This window comes from Streptomyces sp. NPDC057474, assembly GCF_042802555.1.
Taxonomy (GTDB): domain Bacteria; phylum Actinomycetota; class Actinomycetes; order Streptomycetales; family Streptomycetaceae; genus Streptomyces.
The window spans coordinates 29,697-49,097 of sequence record NZ_JBHVDX010000030.1 but is presented as its reverse complement, the minus strand read 5'-3'; the positions used below and the strand labels follow the sequence as shown (position 1 = coordinate 49,097).

Sequence of the window (19,401 nt, the reverse complement as noted above, 5' to 3'; positions counted from 1 at the left end):
GCCCTCGGATCCTATGCGCCAGCCCTGGACGGGACCCACCGATTTATGACCGACCCGGCTTACGGAGCGCGGCGGTTCGCGGCCGATCAGGCGTGTTCGGTGCCGGGAGGCCTGGCGTGTCCGGAGCCGGCAGGCCTGGCGTGTCCGGAGCCGGCAGGCCTGGCGTGTCCGGTGCCGGGAGGCCTGGCGTGTCCGGTGCCGGCAGGCCTGGCGTGTTGGGTGCCGGCAGGCCTGGCGTGTCCGGTGCCGGCAGGCCTGGCGTGTTGGGTGCCGGTCCGTCAGGCGTTCTCGGTGCGCCGGAGCCGCAGCCTCTCCTTCTCGGACAGCCCGCCCCAGACGCCGAACCGCTCGTCGTTGGACAGCGCGTACTCGAGACATGCGGTACGCATCTCGCACATGCCGCAGATGCGCTTCGCCTCACGCACCGAGCTGCCGGGCTCGGGAAAGAAGAATTCGGCCCCCGTCTGCGCGCACAGCGCCCGCTCCTGCCAGGCACTGTCGATTGGGGTGATCGTGTCGTTGTGCATGCACAGCATGGTGCCGCGCACCGAAAAACGTTCGATCAACACGACATCAACGCGACGCCCCGGATCCTCCATGCTCCCCTCGCCCGACCGGCCGACGCACGGCGGCGCGCCGAACGAACGTCGCCACGCCCGGCAATGGGGGCGCAGCCCGGCTTCAGAGGCGCAAGGCTGTGGCGATATGCGGCTCCGCCGCGTGGGCGCGCGACCAGCCCCCCACACACCCGCAGCCGACGAAACGCACCCGACACCCCCACGGCCGCGCCCCAGCGGCAGCGCACCGGTGCCAGACTCGGCAGCACAGGCAACGGCCCTCCGTCCCCCGCAGAGGAGCGCAGCAATGCTCACCACCCGTTACGTCACCGGCGCCCCGAACTGGATCGACCTCGGCACCCCCGACATCGAAGGCGCCGCCTCCTTCTATCACCACCTCTTCGGCTGGGAGTTCCGGTCGGCCGGCCCCGAGATGGGCGGCTACGGCTTCTTCCAGCTCGACGGCCGCACCGCCGCGGCCGGTATGCAGAACCCCCCGGAGCAGGGCCCGCCGTCCTGGAACATCTACTTCCGGACACCGGACGCCGACGCCACGGCCAAGGCGGTCGAGCAGGCCCACGGCTCGGTGCTGATGCAGCCCATGGACGTGGCGGACGAGGGCCGCATGGCGATCCTCGCCGACCGGGCGGGCGTGCCCTTCGGCGTCTGGCAGCCGAGCCGAATCACGGGCCTCGGCGTCGTCATGGACCCCGGTGCACTGTGCTGGCTGGAGCTGTACACACCGGATCTGCCGGCGGCGGCCGGGTTCTTCAACTCCGTGTTCGGCTGGGAGACCTCCGCGATCGACATCGCCGGCGGCAGCTACACCTGCGTGAACCCGGCGGGGACCGAAGCGAGGTCCATGTTCGGCGGCATCGTCCCGCTCGCCGAGGACCCGAGCGAGGCGGAGTCCGGGCCGTATTGGCTGCCGTACTTCGAGGTCCCGGACACGGACGCCGCGGTGAGCAGGGCGCAGGAGCTGGGCGGCAGCGTCCGTAGGCCCGCCACGGATCTCGCGGGCGCGGGGCGTTTCGCCAAGCTCGCCGACCCGTACGGGGCACGGTTCGCGGTGATCAGGAGCGAGCAGCCGGCGGGCTGAAGGACGGGGCCGACCGGCACCGTCGCCACCACCGCCGGATCGGCGGCAGTGTCGCTCGGCATCGCTCGGCGTCGCTCCGCCGCACCCGGACATCGTTCGGTCCGTCGTCACCTCATGAACGCCCACACATTGTTGAGAGCGCTCTCAGTCATAAGTCTTGACGCCTCAACTCGCCCTGGGAACAGTGGGTGCACCACAGCAGGGGCCCCCATCCGCTGTGCCTCCACTCCCCCACGTCTCAGGAGGCCCACCGTGATTTCCCGTCGCATGTTCCTGTCCGGCACCGCCGCCGTCGTCGGCGCCCCCGTCGTCGGGAGCGCCCTGGGCACTCCCGCCCAGGCCGCGCCCGCGACCTGCCAACTCGCCCTGCGGAACGCCTCGTTGCCGGGCACGGTCCGGGCTTACGTCACCGGGCACGAGCAGTCGACGGGCGCCTGGGTGCTCCTGCGGGCCGACGGAAGTGTCTACCGGCCGGCCTCACCCTCGGCGCCGCAGACACCGCTCCCGGTCGACTGCGCGATCCCGCTCGGCGCAGCGGGTTCAGCTCCCAGGGTGCTGACGTTGCCTCAAATGTACGGTGCCCGCGTGTACTTCGTGCGGGACAGCACGCTGGACTTCTTCCTCAACCCGGGCCCGGCTCTGGTGGAGCCCGCCTTCGCGACGCCCGCCGATCCCAACTACGGCAAGACATGGTCGTTCTGCGAGTTCACGTTCAACCCCACCCAGCTGTTCGCCAACATCAGCTACGTCGACCTGGTGACGGCCCTGCCGATCGGGCTGACGCTGGAGGGCGACGCCACGCACACGGTCGCCACACTGCCCGACGGGGCGGTGGACCGGATCGCCACGGATCTGGTGGCGCAGTCGGCACGGGACGGCCGGCCGTGGGACCGGCTCGTCATCCGGGGCGGCGACGGCGAGGTGCTGCGGGTCATCTCACCGCAGAACCTCATGGCGCCGTACTTCGACCGGCCCGAGCAAATGCCGTTCCGTGCTTACTGGGACTCCTACATCGACCAGGTGTGGGAGAAGTACCGGGGGACGGACCTGAGGATCGACCTCCAGGGCGGGCGGGGCGTTCTCGCCGGCCGGGTCTCCGGCGACACCCTCACCTTCCCCGGCGGCCACTCCTTCGCCAAACCGACCTCGAAGGACATCTTCACCTGCAACCACGGCCCGTTCGCCAACAACCCCGGCGACCCCGACGACAAGAAGGCCCTCCTCGCCCGTCTCGCCGCCGGCTTCAACCGCTCGATCATGCTCACCCACCCCACGCAGCCGAACGGGGCGACGGAAGCCGACTACTACCGGGGGACCGTGACGAACCACTGGTCACGCGTGGTGCACGCCAACTCGCCCATCGGGTACGCCTTTCCGTATGACGACGTACGCCCCGACGGCCGGCCCGACGTGTCGGGCGCGGCCCACGACGGCAACCCGCGCCGGTTCACGGTGACGGTGGGAGCGTAGACCCCCTGATCAGGCGCCCGGAGCGGCTACGCGGAGGCGCGTCGTACGAGTGTGGTCGGCAGGACCACGCTGGACGGCGCGCCACCCACACCCCGCTCGCCGAATCCCTGCTCCCGCTCGCCGGGCCCGCGGCGTTCCAGGCCCCGGAACAGCAGCCGGGCCATCAACCGCCCCATCTCCTCTATGTCCTGACGGACCGTCGTCAACGGCGGATCGGACTGCTCGGCCACCGGCAGCATGTCGTCGAAGCCCACCACCGCGACGTCCTCGGGAACCCGCCGCCCCCGCTCCCGCAGAACCCGCAGCGCCCCGGACGCGGATACGTCGTTGGCGGCGAACACCGCGTCCAACTCCGGGCAAAGTTCAAGGAGTTCTCGCATCGCGCGCTCCCCGCCCGCAGGGGTGAAGTCGCCCGCCACGATCAGCCGGGGGTCGGCGTCCACCATGACGTCCCGGAACCCGTCGAGCCGGTCCACGGCCGAGGTCTGGTCGAGGGGCCCGGTGATGTGGGCGATCCGGGTACGGCCCAGGCCCACGAGATGGCGTACGGCGTCCCGCGCGCCGCCCCGGTTGTCGCTGTCGACGTACACGGTGGGCGTGCCGCCGCGCATGCCGTCGGCCCAGCCGGGCCGGCCGCCGAACACGGTCGGGATGCCGGCGCCCCGGATCAGTCCCGGCAGCGGGTCGTCCAGGTGCAGCGAGAAGACGAGCGCCCCGTCGACGTGCCCGCCGGCGAGATACCGCCCCACGCGCGCGTAGTCCTCCGGGCCTTCGGTGAGCAGCAGGACGAGCTGCGAGTCATGCGCGGTCAACTCCTTACTGATGCCTCGTAGTTGGAGCGCGAAGAAGGGGTCCGCGAAGACCCTCGTCTCCGGCTCGGCGATCACCACGGCCACGGCGTCGTGCCGCCGGGTGACGAGACTGCGGGCGGCCTGGTTCGGCACGTACCCGAGCTCCTCGACCGCCCTCCGCACCCGCTCGACCAGCGGTTCCCGAACGCCCTCGCCCCCGTTGACGACCCGCGACACCGTCGCCCTGGACACCCCGGCCCGCGCGGCCACGGCCTCCAATGTGGGACGCGACGCTGTCTCGGTCACTTCGGGACTCTCCTCCGGGACGGTTGCGATCAGGATAGCCCTGTGGAAGACGTCGTTGAGAGCGCTCCCGGATCACCGACCGGCGACCGGCGGTCGGCAGTCGGCAGTCGGCGGTCGGCAGTCGGCAGTCGGCAGTCGGCAGTCGGCCCGGCCTGTCGGTGTTGACCTTCGAGTTGGTTGAAGCCCAAGGATGGCCGGGTGCCACATTCTGAGCCGAATCCGAATTCCGAGTTGATGCCCATCGGTGTCTTCGCCCGCCGCAGTGGTCTGACCTCCAGCGCGCTGCGGTTCTACGCCGACTCCGGGCTGCTGCGGCCGGCCGAGGTCGACCCGGCCTCGGGCTACCGCTACTACACCGCCGACCAGGTGAGCCGGGCCACCGCGCTGCGTCGGCTGCGCGAGATCGCCATGCCGCTCACCGCTGTCGAGGCGGTCCTCGGTGCCGGAATCGAGGAGGCGGCCCGGCTGATCGACGAACACGTCGCACGGGTTCTCGAGGACGCGGCGGCGGCGCAGCGGACGGCCGTTCTCCTCAAGTCGTCCCTCGGTGACGTGCCGAGTCTGCCGGTCGCCACGCTGAAGGGGCCCGTGCTGGCCGACGCGGTCGAGCAGGTTCTGACCGCGACCGCGCGGGAGCCTGATCTGCCGGTGCTCGGCGGTCTGCGCATCGAGGCGGACCAGGAAGCGGTCACTCTGACCGCGACCGACCGCTATCGGCTCTCGACCCGGACGCTGGTGCCGTCCGAGCCGCCGACGACGACGTGGGCGGGCACGGTCAGCGGCGACGAGCTGCGGGCGGCGGTCGCCGAGGTCCGTCGCAGCGCGCTGGTGCGCGTCGAAGCGACGGCGCACGGCATCTGGCTGCGTATGGCGGACAGGGAGGACCAGTACTGCCGGTCGCTCGCGGAGGAGTTCCCCGACTTCCGGCTGATGCTCGCCGCGTTGCCCGCGGTCACCACCCGGGTGACGCTCTCGAAGGAGCTGCTCCTGCGAGCCCTGGAGGAGCACTGCGGCGAGCGGATCGCCCTGCGCATGACCGATCACGGGAGGGACATCCTGGTGGCCGGTGACGAGCGGCCCGAGATGCGGCTTCCGGCCACCGTGACGGGCCCGGAACTCGAGATCTGGTTCGAGTTGACGACGCTCTATCCCGCCGTGAGCACCGCCGTCGGACCCGACGTGATGCTCGACCTGCGGGGGCCTGACCAGCCCGTCACGATCCGCTCCGCCGACCGCGGCGACCTCACCACGGTGGCCATGCCCGTCAAGCCCGACGCTTCCGCCTGAGCAGACCGTTCCGTCCGGGCAGTCCATTCCGCTGAACTACGACGACAAGGACCACACCCATGACCGCCACTCCCAGCAGCTCCGACCCGACCATGGAGGCCGTCGCCCAGGCCGTCACCGAAGGCCGCGCCGGGGACGTCGCCTCTGCCCGCCGGCAACTCCTGGGCCTCTGGTCCGAGATCGGTGTCACCGGCGACCCGCTGCACCGGTGCGCCCTCGCGCACTACATGGCGGATCTCTACACCGACCCCGCCCAGGCCCTGGCCTGGGACGTACGGGCCCTGGACGCCGCCGACGCCGTGACCCAGCAGCGCGTCCAGGAGCACGACGCCCGTCTGCGCATCGCGGGCTTCTACCCGTCTCTGCACCTCAATCTCGCGGACAACTACCGCCGGCTCGCGTCCTTCGAAGCCGCGACCGAACACATCGAAGCGGCCGAGGAGCACGCCCCGAGCCTCGCCCGGGACGCCTACGGCGACTTCCTCCGTGCCGCCATCGAGCAGGTGGCCGAGGCCATCGGCCGACAGGACACGGCCGCGCGAACCTCCGCGCCCGGCACCACCGCGTGACGCACGCTCACCACCGGGATCTCAGTGCCTGTGGGACGCGCCGGACGCGCCGGTCGTGTCAGACACATCGGACGCATCGGATGCTTCCGAATCAGCGGACCCATGCGGCTCGTGGGGCTCGTGCGGCTCGTATCCCGGGATCGTCCCGTCCGTCTTGCGCACCAGGAACAGGCCGACCATGCCCATGTCGGAGTGGCTCTGGACGTGACAGTGGTACATCCAGGCGCCGGCTCCGACGCCTTCGCCCGCGATGACCTGGAAGCCGAAGGAGTCGGCGGGGCCGACGATCTTGTTGTCGATGACCTGGCTGGGGTCGTCGGGCCCGGTGAGCATGCCTGTGCGGTTGTCGGCCCAGCGATGACCGTGCACATGGAAGGTGTGGTAGTACTCGCCGTGCGTGATGACGACGAACTCGACGCGGTCGCCCACGGTCGCGTCGAAGTTGGGGCCGGAGTGGGCCGGCTTGTTGTTGATGAGCAGGTCGTTGAAGACGACGGTTACGGTCTTGCCGGGGAGGACGTCACCCTTGCGACGGACGATGACCGGGCCGTAGAGACCCTTGCGCAGGCCGCCCGTGCCGTGCTCGGTACCGACGACATGGTCGTGGTAGTGCCAGTAACCGGCGCTCCCCGCGCGCCACGTGCCGTCCTTGCGGGCGCCGGGGGCGTGGGTGCGCCAGGTGTAGGTTCGGGTGCCGCCGGGTTCGACATCGCTCTTGTTCAGCTTGGTGCCGTCGCTGGAGATCTCGTAGTCCAGGCCGTGGACATGCAGGCTCGCCGCCACGTCCATCGCGTTCTCGAACTCGATGTGCAGCGTGTCGCCCTCGTTTAGCTCGATCAGCGGGCCCGGTATCGAGGCCTTGCCCTTCTCGAAGCCGTAGCCCATCTGCCCGTCGGCCAACTTCTCGGCGTACATCTTGATGCGCTTGACCTCGCCGCCGGCCGGAGCCGTCCTCGCCTGCGTGGCGGCACTCGCAGCCTCAGGAGCACTGACGGTCTCGATGGCCACGGACAACGATGTCGCGGCGGCCGCGCCGCCCAGCAGCACCCGCCTGTTGAACCCTCGTCTGTCCATCCCGTCCATGCGGAACTCCCCACCCTGATACGGATCTTGCGGAGACGCACCTGTGATCAACCTGTGAGACGGTAGCGGCAGCCCGAGTGTTTATCCACACCCAGGACAAAGTTCAGCCCATTCCGGTCATAGGTATTGGCGAGCCACGTCAAAGGGGGCTAGCTTCCTTGGCGCTGTTGCTGTGACCGAGGAGGTGCCCATGTACTTACGAGGGTTGAGCGACACGAAGAGACGGGCCTGGGCGGCCACACTGACCGCCTCGGTCGTCACCGCGGGGCTTCTGTCGGGCCCCGCGGCCCATGCGGGTCCGGCGCCGGAACCGCCGCTGACAACGATGTCGATCAAGTCACCGCCGGGAGGTTCGGGCCCCCAGGTGCTGATCTTCCACGGCTCCGCGGCGGCCGGGGACGAGTCGCCCGTCGTGAACGCCGGGATCGAGGCGATCGAGAGGATCGGGCTGTCCGGGCCGGCGTCCGAACGGTTCGGGGTCGTCGCCACCGACGACGCCTCCGTCTTCACCGACGAGACCCGGCTGAGCGGCTTCAACGCCGTCGTCCTCCTCACCGGCGGCGGCGATGTCCTGGATCCCGAGCAGGAGGCGGGACTCGAGACCTACATGGAGGCGGGCGGCGGTTTCGTCGGCGTCCATGACGCGGCCCGCGCCGAGCCGTACTCGGACTGGTTCACGGGCCTGATCGGCGCCCGCCCGGCCGCGTCCAGCCCGACGACCGTACAGCGCGCGACCGTTGAGGTCGGTGACCGGCAGAATCCGGCCACCAAGGACCTGCCCGTGCAGTGGAAGCGACCCGACAAGTGGCTCAACTGGACGAAGAACCCGTCCGGCACCGTGCACACGGTGGCCCGGGTGCGCGAGTCGACGTACCAGCCGGGGGCGAGCGCCAACGGCTGGGATCATCCGGTGAGTTGGTGCCGTGACTACGACGGCGGCCGTTCCTTCTACACGGGCATGGGCGGGACCGTCCCGGCGTACGACGAGACCGACTTCCGTACGCATCTGCGCGGCGCCCTGTTGTGGACGTCCCGTCTGGCGCGGGCCGACTGCAAGGCGACGATCGACGCCAACTACAAGGCGGAGCGGCTGACCCAGCCCAACCAGCCGGGGCAGAACGACCAGATCGGTGAGCCGCACGGCCTGGTCACCGCGCCCGACGGGCGCATCCTCTACATCGGGCGGGGCGGCGCCGACTCGTCCCAGCCCGTGGTCACCGACTGGAACAACCCCGACATCGGCAAGGGCAAGGGCGAGATCCACGTCTACGACCCGAGGACGAAGAAGGTCACCCTCGCGGGCGCGCTCACCGTCTTCGGCAACAAGGGCGGCGGCGACGAGCTCATCAAGGTGGAAGAGGGCTTGCTGGGCATCGAGTTGGACCCCGGCTTCCAGCAGAACGGCTGGGTGTACCTGCACTACACACCGCACTCCCAGATCAACCGTGACACCCGGATGGCCGAGCGCAGGGTCTCCCGCTTCACTCTCGACCTCGCGACGAACAAGCTGGACCTGGGCAGCGAGAAGGTGCTGCTCAAGTGGCCGGTGCAGATCCACAGTTGCTGCCACGCGGGCGGCGGGATGACCTGGGACTCCAAGGGCAACCTGTACATCGCGACCGGCGACAACAACTCCAGTGGCTTCAGCAGCGGTTACTCGGGCAACAACCCCGAGCCGAACTACAAGGGCGTCTCGTTCGCCGACGCGCGCCGCACCGCCGGAAACACCAACAACCTCAACGGCAAGATCCTCCGCGTCCACCCGGAGCCCGACGGCACCTACACCCTGCCCTCGGGCAACCTCTTCACCGGCAAGGAGACCGACGAGGGCGGCGGCAAGACACGCGGCGAGATCTATGTGATGGGCGTCAGGAACCCCGCGCGCATCTTCGTCGACAAGCAGACGGGCGTCCTCTACGCCGGCTGGGTCGGCCCGGACGCGAGCGCGCCGTCGACGACATGGGGCCCGGCGAAGTACGACACGTTCGCCGCCATCACCGAGGCGGGCAACCGGGGCTGGCCGTACTGCATGGGCAACAAGCAGCCCTACCGGGACCGCAATCTGCCGGACCCGTCGAAGCCGCTCGGCTGGTACGACTGCGACCACCCGAAGAACGAGTCCCCGAACAACGACGGGCTCGTCAACCTGCCCCCGGTGACCGGCAACAACATCTGGTACTCACCGCAAGGAGGCGCCCCCGACTTCCCGCGGGACGCGAACGGCATCCCCTCGTACAAGGACGAGGAGGCCAAGTACCTGCTGCCGTGGCTGAAGGGCGGCGGCCAGGCCACGATGAACGGCCCGGTCTACCGGTACACGGCCTCGGGCGCCGACTCCGGCCGCTGGCCCGCGTACTGGGACGGCAAGTGGTTCGTCGGCGACTTCTACGACGCCGACCAGCCGCGCCACGCCGTGCTCACCGACCCGAAGAACCAGGGCAGCGGCGGACTCCCGATCCACGCGGAGTCGCTGAAGAAGATCGTGCCCGTCGGAACCAACGGCATCAGGAACCTCATGGACTGGAAGTTCGGGCCGGACGGCGCGCTGTACGTCCTGGACTACGGGCGCGGCTTCTTCACCTCGGACGCCAAATCGGCGTTGTGGCGCGTCACTTACACGGGCGGCGGTCCCACGCCGGCGGCCGACGAGCTGGCGGGAAAGGCGGAGTGATGCGGGAAAGACGCTTGTGGGCGGCCCTGCTGGCGGCCCTGCTGATGGTGCTCGGGCTCACGTCGACGCCCGCGTCCGGCCGTACGGTGGAGGCGCGGGACCCGGCCGCCGCCGCCCAGGTGCTCACCTGGACCGCGGGCGACGACATCACCAAGTACCTGACCGCACCACAGACCGCGGTGGCGGGCCCGACCACCATCGTCTTCGAGAACAGCACCGCGACCGGCAACACCATGGGGATGCCCCACACGTTGACGTTCGACGTCTCCGACCCGGAGTACAACAACGACGTCCCGCTCAACATCCTGGCCAACCCCGGCGACGACCAGAGCGGCCGCCACACCGCCGAGGTCACGCTCACCCCGGGCCGGTACCGCTTCTACTGCACGATCCCCGGGCACGGCCAGATGCAGGGCATTCTCGTGGTGACCGAGGGCACCGGTGAGGACACCACCGCGCCGGAGACGGCGGCCACCGTCAGCGGGACGCAGAACTCCCAGGGCGCGTACGTCGGCTCGGCGTCCGTGGCGGTGAGCGCGACCGACACGGGCGGCTCGGGGGTCGAGCGGGTCGAGTACGCGGTCGGCGACACCGGCGCCTGGCTGCCGTACACCACACCCGTCGTGATCGACCAGGTCGGCGCCCACAAGGTCCGCTACCGGGCGGTCGACAAGGCGGGCAACACGGCGACCGAGAAGAGCGTCGGGTTCACCGTCGTGGCGCCGCCGACGGACGACACGACCGCGCCGGAGACCTCGGCGACGGTGGCCGGTGAGCAGAACCCGCAGGGCGCCTACGTCTCCATGGCCACGGTCACCGTCTCCGCGTCGGACACCGGCTCGGGGGTCAACACCATCGAGTACGCGCTCGGCGACTCGGGGGTCTGGCAGCCGTACACCGCGCCCGTGATGGTGCACGAGGTCGGCACGCACAAGGTGCGGTACCGGGCCACGGACAAGGCGGGGAACGTCTCCGCCGAGAAGAACGCCGGGTTCACCGTCGTCGCCCCGCCCGTCGACGACACCACGCCGCCGGTGACGGGCGTGACCGTCGAGGGCGACCGGAACTCCGCCGGCGCGTACCTCAGGAGCGCGAAGGTCACCGTCAGCGCCACAGACCACGGCGGCTCGGGTGTCGCCGCGATCGAGTACTCGCTGGACGGCGGCCCTTATCTCGCCTACACCGCACCCGTGTTGGTCGACCGCGCGGGCACGCACACGGTGGCGTACCGGGCGAGCGACGAGGCGGGGAACACGGCCGCGGCACGCTCCGTGAGTTTCACGGTCGTCTCGGGCGGCGGCGTTCCCGCGCCCAACTGCGCCGAGTACGACGAGCGGTTGACGGTGTTCGTCGGCACGGTCGACTCGGGTGTGCCGAACCGGGTCACCAACAACCGGTGCCGTATCAACGAGTTGATCGAGGACGAGAAGGAGTGGACGTCCCACGCGCTGTTCCTGAAGCACGTGGACACCGTCCTCGACAAGCTGTTCAGGGAAGGGGTCGTCGACCTGCGCGAGTACACCGCCGTGCAGGAGGCGGCGGAGGAGTCCGGCATCGGCAAACCCGGCCAGACGGAGGGCTACCGGACGATCCTCGACGGCACGGCCGAGTCGTTCGCGAAGTGGCAGCAGGTGGGCGGCGGTTCGTTCGGGCTGAACCCCGACGGCTCGATCACCTCCGGTACGACGAAGGCCGGGCTCGGCATGCTGTGGTTCCCCGAGCGGAAGTACGGCGACTTTTCGCTGCGCCTCCAGTGGCGTGACGACGCGCCCGGTACATCGAACGCCAACTCCGGTGTGTTCGTGCGCTTCCCCGGGGTTCACGACCACCCGGAGGAGTCACGGCCGGAGTGGGTGGCCATCAAGTACGGCCATGAGGTGCAGGTCCTCGACCGGCCCGACGGCGACATGTACAAGACGGGGTCGGTCTACGGCTTCGACCGGGTGGGGCTCGCCGGTGCGGGCGTCACCCAGAAGGGCACCTGGAACGACTACGAGATCCGCGTGGTCGACCAGCACTACTCGGTCTACCGCAACGGCGTCCTGATCAACGAGTTCGACAACATCGGCGGCCAGGACTTCACCCCGCCCCGCTCGGACGACCCGGGCACGGACGGGCGACGGTTCGCCTCCGGCTATCTCGGGCTCCAGGTGCACGGTACGACGGATGTGGTCTCCTACCGGGACATCCGGATCAAGGAACTGTAGGAACTCCAGGGACCGCTTCGGCTCGGCCCGTTGTCAGTGGCGTACGGCAAGCTGTGATCAGTGGCTGTCGTACGCCACTGCTGTGCGACGGGACGCTTTGTGCTCACGGGGATCGACGATGTCGACCGGGCGTCGACGGGGCGTGCGTACACCGGGTCGGCGACCGACGTACCGGACCTGCTGCGGGGCACGACGGCGGCACCGGCACTCCCCCTCATACGGGCGGAGGCGGCATCGACCCGCCGCCATGGCACCGACAACGCGACCAGAACCGCCGGCGCGGGCATGCACGTGCGCGGTGACATCGCTTCGGACGAACAGTTGCTGAGGGACTGCCACCGCAAAGCGGCCGCGCTGGAGACTGCCGCCCCGTGAGGGGGGGAACTGTGCGACCAGCCCCACTCACCCGCAGTGTCGTCCCGACATCGCATCACGGCGCTCCCAACGGAGCGTCACGTCTTCTTCGCCCGGCTCGGCTGCACCCGCTTCGGCTCACCCGGCATCTTCGGATACTCCGGCGGATACGGCAGATCGCCGAGCCCATGGTCGTGTTCGTCCCGCGCGGCCAACTCCAGTAGCGCCTCCAGGGAGAACGCGTGGTCGTCCATGTCGCCGTGGACGTCACCGACCTCGGCGAAGCGCCGCGGCATGCTCGCCAGATCGAAGTCGCGCGGGACGGCGACGCCCACCTCGGCCCAGGTGAGGGGCGCGGAGACGGGTGCGTGCGGGCGGGGTCGTACGGAGTAGGCGGAGGCGATGGTGCGGTCGCGGGCGGTCTGGTTGTAGTCGACGAAGATCTTCTCGCCCCTCTCCTCCTTCCACCAGGCGGTGGTCACCTGCTCCGGCATCCGGCGCTCCAGTTCGCGGGCGACGGCGATGGCCGCCCGGCGCACCTGCGTGAAGGTCCAGTCGGGCCGGATCGGCACGAAGACGTGCAGGCCGCGCCCGCCGGAGGTCTTGGGCCAGCCGCGCAGGTCGCCGTAGTCGTGGAGGACGGAGCGGAGTTCGTGTGCGGCACGGACCGCGTCGGCGTAGTCGGTGCCGGGCTGGGGGTCGAGGTCGATGCGGAGTTCGTCGGGGCGGTCGACGTCGTCGCGGCGGACCGGCCACGGATGGAAGGTGAGCGTGCCGAACTGGGCGGCCCACACGACGGCGGCGACCTCGGTGGGGCACATCTCGTCGGCGCTGCGGCCGCTGGGAAAGGTGATGTGGGCGGTGGGGATCCAGTCGGGCATGTTCTTGGGGGCCCGCTTCTGGAAGAAGTTCTCGCCCGTCACGCCCTCCGGGTAGCGCTCCAGGGTGGTGGGCCGGTCGCGCAGGGCCCGCAGGATACCGGGGCCCACGGCGATGTAGTACTGGGCGAGGTCCAGCTTGGTGAAGCCGGGCTCCGGGAAGAAGATCTTGCCCGGGCTGGACAGCCGTACCGTCCGCCCCGCCGCCTCCAGCTCCACCGCTTCACCCATGCGAGCCACGGTAGGCGGAACGGCCAGATGCCGCATACCGGGCGAATCTCACCGCTCGGTCGCAGAATCGAAGGCATGGATCTGCCGGTGATGCCGCCCGTGAAACCGATGCTCGCCAAGTCCGTGGCGAAGATCCCGCCGGACATGCACTACGAGGCGAAGTGGGACGGGTTCCGGGCGATCGTGTTCCGCGACGGGCCGGAGGTCGAGATCGGCAGCCGTACCGGCAAGACGCTGACCAGGTACTTTCCCGAGCTGGCGGAAGCGTTGCGGGAGCGGTTGCCGGAGCGCTGTGTGATGGACGGGGAGGTGGTGATCGTCCGGGACGGGCGCCTGGACTTCGACGCCCTGACCGAGCGTATCCACCCCGCCGACTCCCGCGTCCGAATGCTGGCGGAGACGACCCCGGCCTCCTTCGTCGCCTTCGACATGCTCGCCCTGAACGACGAATCGCTGCTCGATGTCCCGCTCACCGATCGGCGCGTGCTCCTGGAGCTGGCCCTGTCGGAGGTCACGGCCCCGGTCCATGTCGCCCCGGCGACCACGGATCGCGATGTGGCCGAGCGGTGGTTCGAGCAGTACGAGGGGGCGGGGCTGGACGGCGTGATCGCCAAACCGCTCAATCTGCTCTACCGGCAGGACGAGCGGGCCATGTTCAAGATCAAGCACGAACGGACGGCGGACGTGGTGGTCGCCGGGTACCGCTTGCACAAGAGCGGGCCGGTGGTCGGCTCTCTGCTGTTGGGCCTCTATGACGACGGGGGCACCCTCCAACACATCGGCGTGTGCGCGGCCTTTCCGATGAAGCGGCGCGCGGAGCTGGTGGAGGAGCTGGAGCCGCTGCGGTTGGAGGACGTCGGGGAGCATCCCTGGGCGGCCTGGTCCGACGAGGCGGCACATGAGACGGCACGGCTGCCGGGCGCGCCGAGCCGGTGGTCGACGAAGAAGGACTTCTCCTGGGTGCCGTTGCGGCCCGAGCAGGTCGCCGAGGTCGCGTACGACCACATGGAGAACGGCGTCCGCTTCCGCCACACGGCCCGCTTCCGCCGCTGGCGCCCGGACCGCACGGCCGACAGCTGCACCTACGCGCAGCTGGAGGAGCCGGTGAACTACGACCTGGCGGAGATCCTCGGACCCGGCACCGGCCGGTGACGGACCGGGCCTGCGGCGGGCCGGACGGGGACGGACGGACCGCGCGGTCACGAGCCGGACGGGGACGGGCCGCGCGGTCACAGGCCGGCCGGTGACGCTCAGGGCTCCAGCAGCACCTTGACCGCCCCGTCCTCCTTGCGCTGGAACATCTCGTACGCGTGCGGGGCCTCGGTGAGCGGCACCCGGTGGGTGGCGAAATCGTCGACACCCAGGGGGTCGTCGTCCGTGAGGAGGGGCAGGATGTCGTCGCTCCAGGTGCGGACGTTGGCCTGGCCCATGCGCAGCCGGATCTGCTTGTCGAACATGGTGAGCAGAGGCAGCGGGTCGACCTTGCCGCCGTAGACGCCGGAGAGGGAGATGGTGCCGCCGCGTCGTACGAGGTCGATGGCCGTGTAGAGGGCGGCCAGCCGGTCCACGCTGAGGTGCTCGGCGAATCGCGCGCCGACCGCTCGGGGCAGATGTCCGGCCGCGTTCTGGACGAGCCGGGCGACCGCGCTGCCGTGGGCCTCGGTGCCGACGGCGTCGATCACCGAGTCGGGGCCGCGTCCGGCGGTCCGGTCCTGGACCGCGCCGACCAGGTCCTTCTCGCTGTCGAAGTCCCTGAGGTCGAATGTCTCGACGCCCCGTTCGCGCGCCCGGCGCAAGCGCTCGGGCACCAGGTCGATCCCGAACACCTGCTCGGCGCCGTGCTGCTGGGCGACCCGGCAGGCCATGTCCCCGATGGGGCCGAGGCCGAGCACGGCGACGCTGCCGCCGGGCGGGATGTGCGCGTACTCGACGGCCTGCCAGGCGGTGGGGAGTACGTCGGAGAGGTAGAGGAACCGGTCGTCGGGCGGTCCTTCCGGCACCTTGATCGGCCCGAACTGTGCCTGCGGGACGCGCAGATACTCGGCCTGGGCGCCGGGTACCGCTCCGTACAGCCGGGTGTAGCCGAAGAGGGCCGCGCCCATGCCCTCGCCGGTGCACTGGGTGGTCTCGCACTGGGTGGGGAGCCCGGTGAGACACATCCAGCAGGTGCCGCAGGCGATCTGGAACGGCACGACGACCCGGTCCCCGGCCGCCAGGTCCGGCACTCCGGCGCCGACCTCCTCGACGATGCCCATGGGTTCGTGGCCGAGGATGTCGCCCGGCGTCATGAAGGGGGTGAGCACCTCGTACAGGTGCAGGTCGGAGCCGCACAGCCCGGTGGAGGTGATCCGGATGACCGCGTCCGTCGGCTCCTGGATCACCGGATCGGGCACGGTCTCCACGCGTACGTCCCGCTTGCCCTGCCACGTCACTGCCTTCATCGCGCCCACACTCCGTTCGCTCGCCTCGGCCAGCAGGTGCCGCACGAGTACCCGGCACCCCACCCCCGAACCACCCGGATGACCGGGCCCGAACCACCCGGATGACCGGGGTCCCGGACCGGCCGGATGACCGGGGTCCCGGACCGGCCGCCGCCCCGATCGGTCCAGCAGAACGCGCGCGATCAGAAACAAGCGGGTATGGCCATCTATGGACTTATAAGCGCACAATCGAAGGCATCATGGACGGGATGACCGGGGTGCGCAGGGGACTCGGGACGCGGCGGACGCGGCGCCGAGGGACGACGGCGGCGCTGCTCGCCACCCTGACCGCGGCCGCTCTTCTGGCGGGCTGCACCGTGACCGGCCCGGGCGGCGACGACGAACGCGGGCGCGGCGACAGCCGCCGGGACGACCAGGTCAGCGCGCCGCCCGTCGGTTCCGTACTCGCCGTGAAGATCGACAACGTCTCCGCCGCCCGCCCCCAGACCGGCCTCGACGCCGCGGACATCGTCTACGCCGAGCAGGTCGAGGGCGGCCTCAGCCGGCTGATGGCCGTGTACGCGACGACGTTCCCCAAGACGGTCGGCCCGGTGCGCAGCGCCCGCGAATCCGACCTGGAGCTACTGCGCCAGTTCGCCGAGCCGACACTGGCCTTCTCGGGCGCGCAGGGCAAGCTCCTTCCGCTGATAGACAGGGCACCCCTGCATGCGGAGACCCCCGAGGACGCCGACGGCGCGTACTTCCGCGGCGACGAGAACCCCGTCCCGCACAACCTGTACCTGCGCCCCGGGAAACTGATCGACTCCCCACCCGGCGCCGACGCGTTGACCACGGGCTTCCGCTACGGCCCCGCCCCCGCCGACGGCACCCCCGAGGACTCCCGCACCGTCCGTTACCCGGCGGCCCGCTTCACCTTCACCTGGTCCGACGACAGCCGCCGCTGGGAGGTCTCCATGGACGGCACCCCGGCCATCACCACCGACGACATCCGGGTCGCCCCGGCCACGGTGGTCGTCCAGTACGTGACGATCCGCGAGTCCCGGTTCCACGACTACCTGGGCAACAACACCCCGTACACGGAGACGGTGGGCTCGGGCCGCGCGGAGGTACTGCGCGACGGCAAGGTCTTCGACGCCGACTGGGAGCGAAAGACCCCGACGGACGGCACGGCTTTCACGACGACGGACGGCAAGCCGATGAACTTCGCGGAGGGCCAGGTATGGGTGGTGTACGCCGGCGCCCGGTAAGGTGCGCGGGGAACTGCGCGACCAGCCACGACCGACCCGCAGCCGAACGACGGCTTGCCTAGCGGAGCACCTCCACCGGGCTGCGCAGTTCCTCCGCCGCGTCGGCGACCCGTCGTATCAACTCGAAGAACACCCCCTGCTCCTCCGCCGACAACGGCGCCAGGAACACCTGGTTCATCCGAGCCGTCCGCACCGTGAGCTTGCGATGCGTCCGCACCCCCTCCTCCGTGAGCCGCAGCAGAAACCGTCGCCCGTCCTGCGGATCGCGCACCTTGTCGAGGAGCCCCCGGCGCCCGAGCCGGCTGATGACCTCGGACATCGTCGACCGGTCGAGCCCCACCCGCTCCCCCACCGTGCGCTGGTCGAGCCCCGGCTCGGCGACGAGCGTGTTGAGGACCGCGAACTGCGGCGAGGTGATCTCCTCGGAGACCAGCACGTTCCACAGCAGATAGTGGGCCTGCTGCAGCCGTCGGGCCAGGTGCCCGGGGTGGGTGGAGAGGTCCACCGCGGCCATGTTCACTCCTCGACTCGGATGGGTCGGACACCGTCAGCCGTCAGAAACCGACGGCGATTCGTCCGTGCACTGAACAATATCCGCCACCCGGCGGAGCGTGTCCATAACCGCGCACCCAGGTGACCTCACCCTGCTCGTGGGCCTTGACGAGGGGGCCGACGAGTGGCAGCGTGAAGGAAACTTCACTGAAATGCTCAGTGCCCTGATTAACTGGTCACCGGGTGCTCGGACGAGATGGGGCCTCACGGATGGACAAGGTGGTCGCCACAGCCCTGGAGGCAGTGGCCGATGTACCGGACGGCGCGACACTCGCCGTCGGCGGGTTCGGGCTGAGCGGTGTGCCGAACGTGCTGATCCAGGCGCTGTACGAGCGCGGGGTCTCGGGTCTCGGAGTGGTGTCGAACAACTGCGGGGCCATGGAGTCGGGCCTCGCGGTCCTCCTCGCGGCGGGCCGGATCGCCCGGGTGACCGGTTCGTACATCGGGGCGAACAAGGAGTTCGCGCGACAGTACCTCGCCGGTGAGCTGGAGGTCGAGATGATCCCGCAGGGCACGCTCGCCGAGCGGCTGCGCGCGGGCGGCGCGGGCATCCCGGCGTTCTTCACCCCCGCCGGCGTGGGCACCCAGGTCGCGGAGGGCGGGCTGCCCTGGCGCTACGACGGCAACGGCGGCGTCTCGCTGGCCTCGCCGCCGAAGGAGGTCCGCGAGTTCGACGGCGCCGAGTACGTGCTGGAGCGCGGCATCCGGACCGACTACGCGCTCGTCCGGGCGGCCAAGGGTGACCGGCACGGCAACCTGGTCTTCAACAAGTCCTCCCGCAACTTCAACCCCCTCTCCGCGATGGCCGGCAAGGTGACGATCGCCGAGGTCGAGGAGCTGGTCGAGCCCGGCGAGATAGACCCGGACGCGGTGCATCTGCCCGGCATCTTCGTGCAGCGGGTCATCGCCCTCACCCCCGAGCAGGCGGCCGACAAGAAGATCGAGCAGCGCACGGTCTCCGCGCCTGCGGCACGAGAGACGGTGAGCGAGTGATGGCCTGGACCCGCGAGCAGATGGCCGCCCGAGCCGCGCGTGAACTCGAGGACGGCCAGTACGTCAACCTCGGCATCGGCCTGCCGACGCTGATCCCGAACTACCTCCCGGACGACGTCGAGGTGATCCTGGAGTCGGAGAACGGGATCCTGGGCACCGGCCCGTACCCGACCGAGGACCAGGTCGACCCCGATCTGATCAACGCGGGCAAGGAGACCGTGACGGTCCTGCCCGGGGCGTCGTACTTCGACTCGGCGCTGTCCTTCTCGATGATCCGCGGCGGCCACATCGACGTGGCCGTCCTCGGCGCCATGCAGGTCTCCGCCGGCGGCGACCTCGCCAACTGGGCCATCCCCGGCAAGATGATCACCGGGATCGGCGGTGCGATGGACCTGGTCCACGGCGCGCGTACGGTGATCGTGGTCATGACCCACACCGCCAAGGACGGCTCGGCGAAGATCCTTCAGGAGTGCGCGCTGCCGCTGACCGGCAAGGCGTGCGTGAACCGGATCATCACCGATCTGGGCGTGCTCGACGTGACCGACGAGGGCCTGGTGCTGGTGGAGACCGCGCCCGGCATCACCGTCGAGGAGATCGTCGCCAAGACCGCCGCCAAGGTGCGCGTCCCCGAGGAGATCCAGTCATGAGCAACGGTCCGAGCAAAG

At 70.1% G+C, this 19,401-nt stretch carries 17 protein-coding genes; 11 read left to right on the top strand and 6 right to left on the bottom strand.

The window, feature by feature from the left end; translation table 11 throughout:
* Positions 1-278: 278 nt before the first annotated feature.
* Entirely contained in the window at positions 279-527 is a 249-nt protein-coding gene (locus tag ACFU53_RS11770; RefSeq protein ID WP_383989473.1) for a WhiB family transcriptional regulator, read from the bottom strand.
* A 337-nt stretch (positions 528-864) separates the two neighbouring features.
* On the opposite strand from ACFU53_RS11770, the gene ACFU53_RS11765 reads away from it, so the two are divergent.
* Together ACFU53_RS11765 and ACFU53_RS11760 are read left to right on the top strand one after the other, a co-directional pair.
* Entirely contained in the window at positions 865-1,656 is a 792-nt protein-coding gene (locus tag ACFU53_RS11765) for a VOC family protein (RefSeq protein ID WP_383989420.1), read from the top strand.
* 267 nt (positions 1,657-1,923) lie between these two features.
* Positions 1,924-3,126: a glycoside hydrolase family 64 protein gene (locus tag ACFU53_RS11760; protein WP_383989470.1), complete on the top strand. Its 1,203-nt coding sequence runs from the start codon at positions 1,924-1,926 to the stop codon at positions 3,124-3,126.
* Between the two features lie 26 nt (positions 3,127-3,152).
* Here the strand turns inward: ACFU53_RS11760 and ACFU53_RS11755 are convergent, their stop codons facing one another.
* On the bottom strand, positions 3,153-4,223 hold the full coding sequence (locus tag ACFU53_RS11755; protein ID WP_383989417.1) for a LacI family DNA-binding transcriptional regulator: 1,071 nt from the start codon (positions 4,221-4,223) through the stop codon (positions 3,153-3,155).
* 234 nt (positions 4,224-4,457) lie between these two features.
* Between ACFU53_RS11755 and ACFU53_RS11750 the strand changes: the two genes are divergently transcribed.
* Positions 4,458-5,510 (top strand): MerR family transcriptional regulator, encoded by a 1,053-nt coding sequence (locus ACFU53_RS11750; RefSeq protein ID WP_383989469.1) that lies wholly within the window; start codon positions 4,458-4,460, stop codon positions 5,508-5,510.
* Between the two features lie 59 nt (positions 5,511-5,569).
* Positions 5,570-6,079, top strand: a complete 510-nt coding sequence (locus tag ACFU53_RS11745; RefSeq protein ID WP_383989415.1) for a hypothetical protein — start codon at positions 5,570-5,572, stop codon at positions 6,077-6,079.
* A 21-nt stretch (positions 6,080-6,100) separates the two neighbouring features.
* Here the strand turns inward: ACFU53_RS11745 and ACFU53_RS11740 are convergent, their stop codons facing one another.
* A complete protein-coding gene (locus ACFU53_RS11740; RefSeq protein WP_383989466.1) occupies positions 6,101-7,153 on the bottom strand; it encodes a multicopper oxidase domain-containing protein in 1,053 nt (350 codons plus the stop codon).
* A 199-nt stretch (positions 7,154-7,352) separates the two neighbouring features.
* Between ACFU53_RS11740 and ACFU53_RS11735 the strand changes: the two genes are divergently transcribed.
* The 3 genes from ACFU53_RS11735 to ACFU53_RS11725 are packed head-to-tail and all read left to right on the top strand — an operon-like array spanning position 7,353 to position 12,415.
* Positions 7,353-9,833 carry a ThuA domain-containing protein gene (locus ACFU53_RS11735; protein WP_383989412.1) on the top strand — a complete coding sequence of 827 codons (2,481 nt, stop codon included), beginning with the start codon at positions 7,353-7,355 and terminating at the stop codon, positions 9,831-9,833.
* A complete protein-coding gene (locus ACFU53_RS11730; RefSeq protein ID WP_383989409.1) occupies positions 9,833-12,040 on the top strand; it encodes an OmpL47-type beta-barrel domain-containing protein in 2,208 nt (735 codons plus the stop codon). The genes ACFU53_RS11735 and ACFU53_RS11730 overlap by 1 nt, the downstream gene beginning before the upstream one ends.
* Positions 12,041-12,100: 60 nt before the next feature.
* Positions 12,101-12,415 carry a hypothetical protein gene (locus ACFU53_RS11725; protein ID WP_383989406.1) on the top strand — a complete coding sequence of 105 codons (315 nt, stop codon included), beginning with the start codon at positions 12,101-12,103 and terminating at the stop codon, positions 12,413-12,415.
* Positions 12,416-12,492: 77 nt separating this feature from the next.
* Here ACFU53_RS11725 and ligD read toward each other — a convergent pair whose 3' ends face one another.
* Positions 12,493-13,503 carry a non-homologous end-joining DNA ligase gene (gene ligD / locus ACFU53_RS11720; RefSeq protein WP_383989403.1) on the bottom strand — a complete coding sequence of 337 codons (1,011 nt, stop codon included), beginning with the start codon at positions 13,501-13,503 and terminating at the stop codon, positions 12,493-12,495.
* A 75-nt stretch (positions 13,504-13,578) separates the two neighbouring features.
* Here ligD and ACFU53_RS11715 point away from each other — a divergent pair, with 75 nt between their 5' ends.
* Positions 13,579-14,655, top strand: a complete 1,077-nt coding sequence (locus tag ACFU53_RS11715) for an ATP-dependent DNA ligase (protein ID WP_383989400.1) — start codon at positions 13,579-13,581, stop codon at positions 14,653-14,655.
* 98 nt (positions 14,656-14,753) lie between these two features.
* Here the strand turns inward: ACFU53_RS11715 and ACFU53_RS11710 are convergent, their stop codons facing one another.
* A complete protein-coding gene (locus ACFU53_RS11710) occupies positions 14,754-15,944 on the bottom strand; it encodes a zinc-dependent alcohol dehydrogenase (protein ID WP_383989397.1) in 1,191 nt (396 codons plus the stop codon).
* Positions 15,945-16,183: 239 nt separating this feature from the next.
* Between ACFU53_RS11710 and ACFU53_RS11705 the strand changes: the two genes are divergently transcribed.
* Positions 16,184-17,191, top strand: a complete 1,008-nt coding sequence (locus tag ACFU53_RS11705) for a DUF3048 domain-containing protein (RefSeq protein ID WP_383989394.1) — start codon at positions 16,184-16,186, stop codon at positions 17,189-17,191.
* Positions 17,192-17,249: 58 nt separating this feature from the next.
* On the opposite strand, the gene ACFU53_RS11700 is transcribed toward ACFU53_RS11705, so the two are convergent.
* Positions 17,250-17,705, bottom strand: coding sequence for a MarR family winged helix-turn-helix transcriptional regulator (locus tag ACFU53_RS11700; protein WP_383989391.1), 456 nt, complete (start codon positions 17,703-17,705; stop codon positions 17,250-17,252).
* Positions 17,706-17,953: 248 nt separating this feature from the next.
* On the opposite strand from ACFU53_RS11700, the gene ACFU53_RS11695 reads away from it, so the two are divergent.
* Both ACFU53_RS11695 and ACFU53_RS11690 read left to right on the top strand, forming a co-directional pair.
* Positions 17,954-18,736, top strand: a complete 783-nt coding sequence (locus ACFU53_RS11695; protein WP_383989388.1) for a CoA transferase subunit A — start codon at positions 17,954-17,956, stop codon at positions 18,734-18,736.
* Complete coding sequence (locus ACFU53_RS11690) at positions 18,736-19,383, top strand: CoA transferase subunit B (protein ID WP_383989385.1); 648 nt, start codon at positions 18,736-18,738, stop codon at positions 19,381-19,383. The genes ACFU53_RS11695 and ACFU53_RS11690 overlap by 1 nt, the downstream gene beginning before the upstream one ends.
* Positions 19,384-19,401: the final 18 nt, after the last annotated feature.